Origin of the sequence: Paenibacillus darwinianus, from assembly GCF_000598065.1 — a bacterium.
Classification (GTDB): domain Bacteria; phylum Bacillota; class Bacilli; order Paenibacillales; family Paenibacillaceae; genus Paenibacillus_I; species Paenibacillus_I darwinianus.
The window spans coordinates 5,489-14,336 of the sequence record NZ_KK082147.1 but is presented as its reverse complement, the minus strand read 5'-3'; the positions used below and the strand labels follow the sequence as shown (position 1 = coordinate 14,336).

Sequence of the window (8,848 nt, the reverse complement as noted above, 5' to 3'; positions counted from 1 at the left end):
CGAGCAAGCCATGAACGGCGACTTCAAAGGTAAAAAGGTAACGATGTTCGGTCCGTTCGCCGATGCGGACGAAGTGAAGTTCAACGAGTCGATCAAGGCATTCGAAGAAAAAACGGGTATCGACATTGCCTATGAAGGCTCCAAGGAGTTCGAAGCGACGATCGCCGTTCGCGTGAACGGCGGCAATGCGCCGGACATCGCGGACTTCCCGCAGCCAGGTCTGCTTAAAGGCTTTGTTAAAGACGGCAAAGTCGTCGACGTGAAGTCGTTTCTGAGCGACGAGTACCTGAACAAGCAGTACGCGCAAAGCTGGCTGGACATGGGCACGATGGCAGGTCCGAACGGCGATATAATGGCAGGCGTATGGGCGCGTTCCAGCGTGAAGAGCCTGGTGTGGTACAACAAGAAAGCGTTTGAGGAAGCGGGATACACGATTCCGAAGACGTGGGATGAGCTGAAGAAGCTGTCCGACCAAATCGCCGCAGACGGCGATCCGGCCTGGAGTATCGGCATCGAATCCGGCACGGCTACCGGCTGGGTGGCAACGGACTGGATGGAAGACATCATGCTCCGCACCACGACGCCTGAAAACTATGACAAATGGGTTAACGGCGAGCTGAAATTCACCGATCCGATCGTGAAGAATGCAGCGGAAAAAATGTCGGAAATCTGGTTTAACGAGGATTACGTATACGGCGGCCGCAAGTCGATTGCGACCACCAGCTTCGGCGACGCGGTAAAGCCGGTTTACGAGAACCCGCCGAAAGCATGGCTGCACCGCCAAGCGGGCTTCATTACGAGCTTCTTCCCGGAAGGCTTGACGCCTGAAGATTTCGATTGGTTCCCGCTGCCTGCGATCGATGAGCAGTACGGCACGCCGGCGCTGATCTCCGGCGATATCTACGCGATGTTTAACGACCGCCCTGAAGTTCGCGCGGTAATGGAGTTTTTCACGACAGCCGACTCGCTTAAGACGTGGATCCAGTCCGGCGGCGTAACGGCACCGATGAACGGCGCCGATCCGTCCTGGTACGCGAACGAAGCGGAACGCAAAATGGCCGATTTCCTCGGCACCGCTACGACGATTCGTTTTGACGGCTCCGACCTGATGCCGGGCTCCGTAGGCGCGGGTACGTTCTGGAAGGGCATGACCGACTATGTCAGCGGCGCGGCCGATCTGGATACGGCGCTGTCCGAAATTCAAGCAGGCTGGAAATAAGAATGAATGGATGCGGTTGGGCCGTCCCGCTTAGGCGGGCGGCCCTGCCCTATCCTATGAGGGGGAAATGATATGGAATTGCAGACGAAAAAAGGCAATGCTCTGCGTCTGCTCTTGGTAACCTTATTGGTGCCGGCTCTTAATATCGCCATTCATTGGCTGATTTTTATGTTTTTTCGCGATTCCGGGCTTCCGCCGGTAGCCAATGCGGTATTGGCAGTACTATGGGGTGCGCTGGGTATCTATTCGATCTACTGGTCCTTCAACTGGATGGTCGAGCAGTATCCGGATCAATGGCAGCGGAGATTATTGCCTTTTGTCTTTATTGGTCCGGCCGTCCTGCTGCTCGGCTGGCTGCTCGTGCTGCCGACGATCCGGACGTTCTGGTTAAGCTTCTTCGACGCCTCTTCAGTCGATTTCGTCGGATTGAGCAACTATGCTGCGGTATTCACGGACCGGCTGCTCGTCACCGCTCTGCGAAACAACCTGCTGTGGGTGGCATTCGGAACGGTTGCGTGCGTCAGCCTCGGCTTGCTCATCGCCATTCTGGCCGACCGGAGCAGCTTCGAGAAGCTGGCCAAGGGCATTATTTTCATGCCGATGGCGATCTCGTTCGTCGCCGCAGGCGTGATCTGGAAATTCATCTATTATTACCAGCCCGAGCAGCAGCAGATCGGTTTGCTGAACGCGATTGTCGTGGCGTTCGGGGGCGAGCCGCAGGCCTGGCTCAGCATGATCCAGCCCTGGAACAATCTGTTCCTGATCGTCATCCTGATCTGGATGCAAACCGGCTTTGCGATGGTTATTTTCTCTGCCGCGATCAAGAGCATTCCGGAGGATATGCTGGAGGCGGCGCGCATGGACGGGGCCGGCGAATTCCGCATCTTTTTCAGCATCATGATTCCTTACATCTCGGGCACGCTGCTGTCCGTTACGACGACGATCATCGTCTTCACGCTCAAAATATTCGACGTGGTCATGATCATGACCGGCGGCCAGTACAACACCGAGGTGGTCGCAACGCAATTTTACCGGCAGCTCTTCATGTACCAGAATGCGGGCTACGGCTCGACGCTGGCCATCGTGCTGCTGATTGCGGTCATTCCGGTCATCATTATCAACCTGCGTCAATTCCGCAAAGAGGGAGGGTTCTAAATGAAACGCAAAGGAGTCCGCAAATCAAAGTGGCTTGTCAATACCGTGCTGGCGATCATTTGTGTGATTTGGGCCGTCCCGACGTTCGGGTTGCTCGTATCGTCGTTCCGGCCGGCCGCAGACATTCTGTCCACCGGCTGGTGGAACATTTTCCCGCATAAAGAATGGACGACGGTTGCTCAGATCGAGCTGCCGCGCGATACGGACCTGCGGGGGCCGATTTCGGTCGAAGGCATGACTTATTCGGACGTTCAGCTCCGCGAAGGCGTGGAGCGCGACGGCCAGCTGCTGGTCTGGGAAAACCGCCGCCAGCGGCTGATCAATGTGCAGGAGAAGGAATGGGCCTGGATCTCAAGCTTCACGACGCAGAACTATGAGACGGTGCTCGGAGGCAAGCAGTACAAGATTACGATGCCGGACGGCAGCGTCAAGACGGAGCAGGGCAGCGGCATGTCCCAGTCGTTCTGGAACACGATCGCTGTTACCATCCCGGCCACCGTCATTCCGATTTTTATTGCGTCTTTCGCGGCATACGCCTTCGCATGGCTACGGTTTCCGGGACGCCGGACGCTGTTCGTCGTCATTATTGCGCTGCTCGTCGTGCCGCTGCAGGTGGCGCTCATTCCGATTCTGCGCGACTACACGAGCCTTGGCCTGAACGGGACGTATTTCGGCATCTGGCTTGCGCATACGGCATTCGGCCTGCCGCTGATCACCTATTTTATGTATACGTCGATCAGCCAGCTGCCGAAGGATATTTTCGAGTCGGCATTCATGGACGGCGCGACGAACTTTACGATTTTCAGCCGGCTCATTCTGCCCTTGTCGGTTCCGGCTTTGGCTTCGATCAGCATTTTCCAGTTCCTGTGGGTATGGAACGATTATCTGGTGTCGCTCATATTCCTCGGCAGCCAGCCCGAAGTTCAGGTCATGTCGATGAAGATCGCCAACCTGGTCGGCTCCAGGGGCAACGATTGGCAGCTGCTGACGGCGGCCGCGTTCGTATCGATGCTGATGCCGCTGACCGTGTTTTTTGCCCTGCAGCGCTATTTCGTCCGCGGGATGCTCGGAGGCTCGGTAAAAGGCTAATACAGAGAAGAATCGCAACGGATAGGGAATTAATGGGTCCCCGGTCTGTGCGCGGCATAGCTTCGGAGCGCCGCGTCATGTTACGGGGGTTGTATAGAGGGAGAGATGGACAATGCTGGGCAAGCCAGCTTGGTGGAAGGAATCGGTTGTTTATCAGGTATACTGGCGGAGCTTTCTGGATACGGACGGCGACGGCTACGGCGATTTGAAGGGCGTCATCGAGAAGCTCGATTACATTCAGTCGCTGGGTGTTACGATGGTATGGTTGAATCCGTTCAATGCGTCACCGGACAAAGACAACGGATATGACGTGTCCGATTATTACGCGGTCATGGAGCGGGCCGGCACGATGGCCGAATTCGACAAGCTGCTCGCCGAGACGCATGCGCGCGGCATGAAGCTGATGATGGATGTTGTGCTGAATCATACATCCGATCAGCATCCCTGGTTCAAGGCTTCGCGTTCCTCGAAGGACGATCCGAAACGCGATTGGTACATCTGGCGCGACCCCAAGGATGGCGGGGTCCCGACGAACTGGCGGTCTTATTTCAACCCTTCCTCCTGGGAATTGGACGAAGGAACAGGCCAATATTATATGCATTCGTTCGCGATCGAGCAGCCGGACCTGAACTGGGCCAATCCGGAGGTTCGAGAAGAGATGTACCGCATGCTGCGGTTCTGGCTCGACAAAGGAATCGACGGACTGCGCCTCGACGCGCTGGCGCTGCTGGCGAAGCCGGAGCAGTTCGAGGATGCGGGCGATCCGCACGATATTCGTTATCTGACGCATAACCCCGGCTTGCACGAATATTTGCAAGAGATGAACCGGGAGGTATTCAGCCGCTACGACATTATGACGGTCGGCGAGGTGGCGTTTGCGACGCCGGACACCGGACCGCTGTTCGTGGGCGAGGAGCGCAAGGAGCTTAACACGCTGTTTCATTTCGAGGTGGCGGACGAAATGCCGGAGTGGGACATGGTGCGCTTCAAGCGCATCCAGCGCACATGGGCGCAGGCGCTCAGCGGACGCGGCTTTGGCTCGCAGTTTCTGAACAACCACGACCATGCGCGCCAGGTCACGCGCTACGGCAACGATGGCGAATACCGGGTCGAAAGCGCCAAGCTGCTCGGCACGCTCGTGCATACGCTGCCCGGCATCCCGTACATTTACCAAGGCGAAGAGATCGGGATGACCGGTGTCCGTTACGACAATATCGGCGAGTATCAGGACATTGCGATGCTGAACCGGTATGCGGAGGAGGTTGGCAAAGGCCGCAATCCGGCCGAAGTGCTGCGTTCACTGCAGCCGCTGAGCCGCGACAATTCGCGTTCTCCGATGCAGTGGAACGATGCGCGCCATGCGGGCTTTACGGACGGTGAGCCGTGGATCAAGGTAAATCCGAACTACCGGTCGATTAACGTCGAGCGGGCGGAAGCGGAGCCGGCCTCCGTGCTGCATTATTATAGGGAACTGATTGCGCTTCGCAAAAAGTGTCCGGTGATGGTCTATGGCGATTTCACCGACATCAGCGGAGACGATCCCCATGTGTATGCGTATGTGCGCAGCCATGAGGGGGTTCGTTGGCTTGTGGTGCTTAACCATGACACGAAGGCCAACAGCTTTGCGGCGGTTGAAGCTGCCGGCGGCAAGGGCTCGCTGCGTCTTGTGCTCGGCAATTACGCCGACGCGCCGCGGGAGCGGCGCGCCGAAGGGAAGCTTGAGCTGCGGCCTTACGAAGCGCTGATATATGAGTTCTAGGATAGGATTGGGCCAAGCGATAAAGGCGGTGCCCGAAGCGGATTGATCCGCTTCGGGCACCGCCTTTTCCTGCTGCTTCGCTGGCGCGTCCGCAAATATTCAATTTTCGTTTCCGGGAATCTGCCGCAGGTAACGCTCGATGAGGAGCAGCGCATTGTTGGCGTTCTTGGAGTCGACCCGAACCCCGATCACCATGCTGTTCTTGACCAGTGGCAGAGCGTTGGCGTAAACGCTGCGGCTTACGTCTATACCATACACATGCTCCGACGTATCGTCCTTCGCAGCTGCTTTGACGGCTGTGTCTTCCGTCAGGAGCCCCTTGAGACGTCCTTCCGCTTCGGCGTCGAGATTCATCAGCACACCGTTGCGGACAAACCAGTCGAAGGTGTTCCGGTCGAGCAGATACACGTCGGGCCTTTCCGTCGCCAACTGAACGATCACCTTCTGCTGCATGGCCATGTCGATCTGGCTTTGCCCCTCCATGTTGAAGCTGAGCAAATCGAACTCAACCCGCTGCCACTCCGGCATTTGACCGAGAATGGCCGCTTCGACCGGTACCGTGTCGGGCGTGTCTTGCGGCAAATAAAATTGGCCGAGGATCGTTCCGGTCAAATCGGCCGGCGGAAGGGCGGCTAATCGGGCTTGCTCGGCCCGTTGGTCCGAGTACGCCGTTATCCCATAGATCACCAGCGCAACGGCGGCGATCGCGCCGATCAGATGCCATTTATAATACCGGAAAAAATGATCCAGCTTCTCGGCCAGGCCGGCAAACCGCTTATATCTGCCGTATTGCTCGTCGTTTAGGGCGGAAACGGCTTGATGGTTCTCCCGATCCGTGATCAAGCGATAGGCGCGATTGACCGCGCTGAAGTCATCGTCGGCATGGTCCGTTTCCTGGCGCATTTGACGGGCGCGGGCCTGCCGCAGAAGGAGGCCGTATCGTTTCTCGACGTCCTCTTTGGGCGCGTTCTCCTGCAAGCCGAGCGTCTCATACGCTCGCTTGATGTCGTCTTCCATACTGTGTTCACCTCAGTCTAAGTATACGTGTACGGAAAGGCCCGCGTAAACAGCGTCTCCGTCACGGCGTTTTATTTCATATCGCGCGGCAGCGTTACGGTGAACGTCGTGCCTTCATGCAGCCGGCTCTGCACGTGAATTCGGCCGTTGTGGTTTTCGATCAGCTTGTAGCTGACCATCAGACCGAGGCCGGTTCCGTTCTCCTTGGTGGTGAAGAACGGCTCTCCAAGCCTCGGCAGCTTGTGCTCGGGGATGCCGACGCCCGTATCCGTGATGATGATGGCAACCTGGTCGGAGTCGGCTTCCATGGCGATCGTCAGCCAGCCGCCCTGCGGCATCGACTCAATCCCGTTTTTCATGAGGTTGAGCAGAATCTGCTTGATCTGGTTGTCGTCGCAGTAGACGAATATCATTTCGCTCATCGGCTGGACGTTGATTTCGACATTCTTCAATATGGCCAGCGGCTGCATCAGGGAGACGACCTGATCCACGAGCGCCGACAGACGCTTCCTCACGAACTGGACGGTTTGCGGCTTCGACAGCACCAGCAGCTCGCTTAAAATTTGCTCGATTCGGTTCAGCTCGTCGTTCATGATGGACACATAAGCTTCGCGCTTCGACTGGCTGGCGCCGCCCGAATTGAACAGCTGCAGAAACCCTTTGAGCGAGGTCAAAGGGTTTCGGATCTCATGCGCGATGCCCGCCGCCAGCTGCCCGGCTGCCGCCAGCTTCTCGGACTGCAGGATCAGCTCGTCCGATTTGATCCGTTCGGTTTTATCGGTGAAGGCAATCAGGGTTCCGATCGATTTCCCCCCGTCCATAACGGGATGCACCTTGTATTCGGCAGGGAAAGAGGTACCGTCCTTGCGGCGGAAAATACCGTGCTGAACGTCCGCGGCTTGCGCATGCGCTGATACCGCATAAGCGTCGTTCCTTTCGCGCGCCGGCATTCCGTCCTCGGGTGCGGGCGGCGAGATCAGCTTAAGCAACGGGATGTGGCTCAGGTCGTCCGCGGAATAGCCGGTCATCTTCTCGGCCGCCGCATTCCAGTACCGGGCCCGCGCATTGGTGTCAAAGCCGTACACGCCTTCAACTATGGTGTCCAGAATGAGGTCCAGATGCGCGCGAAGGTGAGCCGACTCTTGCTCGGCTTTTCTTGAATCGGTTATATCCGACAAATGAAGCAGGAATCGCCGGGGAGCGCCCGCAGCGTCCGCAGATGCGCCGCTCTCGTCAATCCGGATGCGAATATAGCGTTGGTCGCCGGCCGGCGGCGTATACGGGCAATCCAGCGTCGCGTTTGTCCGGCCGTCCAGGTGAAGGCTCCGAATCACTTCGCCGACGCCGGGAAACAGGTCGAATGCGGTATGCTTTTCCAATTGATGCGCCTCGAAGCCGGCCATGCGAAGGAAGGAACGATTCGCAAGAAGCCAGCGACCGGACGAATCGATGACCGCTTTTCCGAAGAAATCCGCGTAGAACGCGTCTCGATAGTATTGAAATGCAACATTATCCTCGGAATTCATCCAGAATCTCCCTGTATTCGTTTTCCTCTATTATCTATCAGGCGACATTCGTTTTCAACGATAAAAAGACATCCTCTCCGTCGGATCAAAGTCCAGGTGGGAACGGATACCTGCTCTGGGAGCGGTTGACGGAGTATCCGGTGTGGTTTACATTGAGAGGGTCAGCGCTGCGGACGGCGGAGCGGATTGCATGGCCGGCGGCGGATTAAGCATATTGCTTGCGGAGGAGAAGCAGCGTGAGATTTGGGATCCCTCCGGATGGGAATGGTAGGCTTGCTCCATTATAAAACGAATCGTGCATTTAATATGTGATTTAATTCACAAAGTGCGAAAGCGGCGCAGGCCTCGAACCGAGGCCGGGAGAGGAGACCGTAATGTCGTTCCTTTATAAAATGCGTTGGTTTTTCCGCACAAAATGGCCGGTTTATACGGCCGCCATTATTCTGATGGTCGTCAGCACGCTGCTGAATACGATCGCTCCCCGGATAATCGGAAGCGTTATCGACAGCATCCGCAGCGGCACGCTGACCGAAGCAAGCCTGATGAGGACGGTATGGCTGCTGATCGGCCTTGCGGTTGCCGTGTATGTCACGTTCTACATTTTCAGCGCAGCCGATGGGAGCCGCAGACTTCGTGGAAAGGCTGCCGGGCGGTCTGCATGAGCCGGCCGTATGCTTACCGGAGAGCCGCCGCGCACAGCCAAGCTCAGTCAGGGGAACAACAAGGCTGCACAAACTTCATTTGCGGTCGGGCAGACGTTCGATGTAGCTGTTCGACATTCGCAGCAGCTCCAACGACCGCATGAACTGCTCCTTGGTCGTATCTTTTTGAAGCGTGGCCGTTTCCTCGCCGGGCAGCGGGTACACTTGGCCGTCCTCGTAGCCGGTTCCCGGCACATAGAGGACGCGGTCGTTGATAAAGGAGCCCGACGGCAGATAGTAACGAATCGGCAGCAGATTGGAGGTGGCGTTCAGCAAATCCTGCCCGAACGTGACGGTGTAATCCAGCGGCACGCCGGCCAAATTCGCGACAGTCGGCATGATGTCGCTTTGGCCGCCGATCTGCGACAGCTCCTTCGGCTCG

Annotated in this window: 8 protein-coding genes and 1 pseudogene; 6 read left to right on the top strand and 3 right to left on the bottom strand. The window is 57.2% G+C overall.

The features are described 5' to 3' along the window. From BG52_RS05775 to BG52_RS05760, 4 genes are all read left to right on the top strand, one after another. Positions 1-1,219: ABC transporter substrate-binding protein (locus tag BG52_RS05775; RefSeq protein ID WP_036581114.1), on the top strand; the 1,219-nt coding region annotated here is incomplete at its 5' end. Positions 1,220-1,291: 72 nt separating this feature from the next. Next, positions 1,292-2,374, top strand: coding sequence for a carbohydrate ABC transporter permease (locus BG52_RS05770; RefSeq protein WP_036581046.1), 1,083 nt, complete (start codon positions 1,292-1,294; stop codon positions 2,372-2,374). After that, positions 2,375-3,463 carry a carbohydrate ABC transporter permease gene (locus BG52_RS05765; protein WP_036581044.1) on the top strand — a complete coding sequence of 363 codons (1,089 nt, stop codon included), beginning with the start codon at positions 2,375-2,377 and terminating at the stop codon, positions 3,461-3,463. 112 nt (positions 3,464-3,575) lie between these two features. Next, complete coding sequence (locus BG52_RS05760; protein WP_036581043.1) at positions 3,576-5,222, top strand: glycoside hydrolase family 13 protein; 1,647 nt, start codon at positions 3,576-3,578, stop codon at positions 5,220-5,222. Between the two features lie 99 nt (positions 5,223-5,321). Here BG52_RS05760 and BG52_RS05755 read toward each other — a convergent pair whose 3' ends face one another. Together BG52_RS05755 and BG52_RS14810 are read right to left on the bottom strand one after the other, a co-directional pair. Beyond that, the gene (locus BG52_RS05755) at positions 5,322-6,239 is read right to left on the bottom strand and encodes a hypothetical protein (RefSeq protein ID WP_036581041.1); all 918 of its coding nucleotides are present in this window, start codon (positions 6,237-6,239) and stop codon (positions 5,322-5,324) included. 71 nt (positions 6,240-6,310) lie between these two features. After that, the gene (locus BG52_RS14810; protein ID WP_051587672.1) at positions 6,311-7,765 is read right to left on the bottom strand and encodes an ATP-binding protein; all 1,455 of its coding nucleotides are present in this window, start codon (positions 7,763-7,765) and stop codon (positions 6,311-6,313) included. Between the two features lie 142 nt (positions 7,766-7,907). On the opposite strand from BG52_RS14810, the gene BG52_RS16615 reads away from it, so the two are divergent. Both BG52_RS16615 and BG52_RS05745 read left to right on the top strand, forming a co-directional pair. After that, positions 7,908-8,036 carry a hypothetical protein gene (locus BG52_RS16615; RefSeq protein ID WP_263280387.1) on the top strand — a complete coding sequence of 43 codons (129 nt, stop codon included), beginning with the start codon at positions 7,908-7,910 and terminating at the stop codon, positions 8,034-8,036. Positions 8,037-8,139: 103 nt separating this feature from the next. After that, positions 8,140-8,427 carry a 6TM ABC transporter family protein gene (locus BG52_RS05745; protein WP_036581039.1) on the top strand — a complete coding sequence of 96 codons (288 nt, stop codon included), beginning with the start codon at positions 8,140-8,142 and terminating at the stop codon, positions 8,425-8,427. A 75-nt stretch (positions 8,428-8,502) separates the two neighbouring features. Here the strand turns inward: BG52_RS05745 and BG52_RS15275 are convergent. Then, positions 8,503-8,848, bottom strand: a pseudogene (locus BG52_RS15275) (LTA synthase family protein); the annotation flags it as partial.

Bases quoted from the DNA above. Each gene is read 5' to 3' on its own strand.
- BG52_RS05755 (WP_036581041.1), bottom strand. From the start codon at position 6,239: ATGGAAGACGACATCAAGCGAGCGTATGAGACGCTCGGCTTGCAGGAG.
- BG52_RS14810 (WP_051587672.1), bottom strand. From the start codon at position 7,765: ATGAATTCCGAGGATAATGTTGCATTTCAATACTATCGAGACGCGTTC.
- BG52_RS05745 (WP_036581039.1), top strand. From the start codon at position 8,140: ATGTCGTTCCTTTATAAAATGCGTTGGTTTTTCCGCACAAAATGGCCG.
- BG52_RS05760 (WP_036581043.1), top strand. From the start codon at position 3,576: ATGCTGGGCAAGCCAGCTTGGTGGAAGGAATCGGTTGTTTATCAGGTA.
- BG52_RS05765 (WP_036581044.1), top strand. From the start codon at position 2,375: ATGAAACGCAAAGGAGTCCGCAAATCAAAGTGGCTTGTCAATACCGTG.
- BG52_RS05770 (WP_036581046.1), top strand. From the start codon at position 1,292: ATGGAATTGCAGACGAAAAAAGGCAATGCTCTGCGTCTGCTCTTGGTA.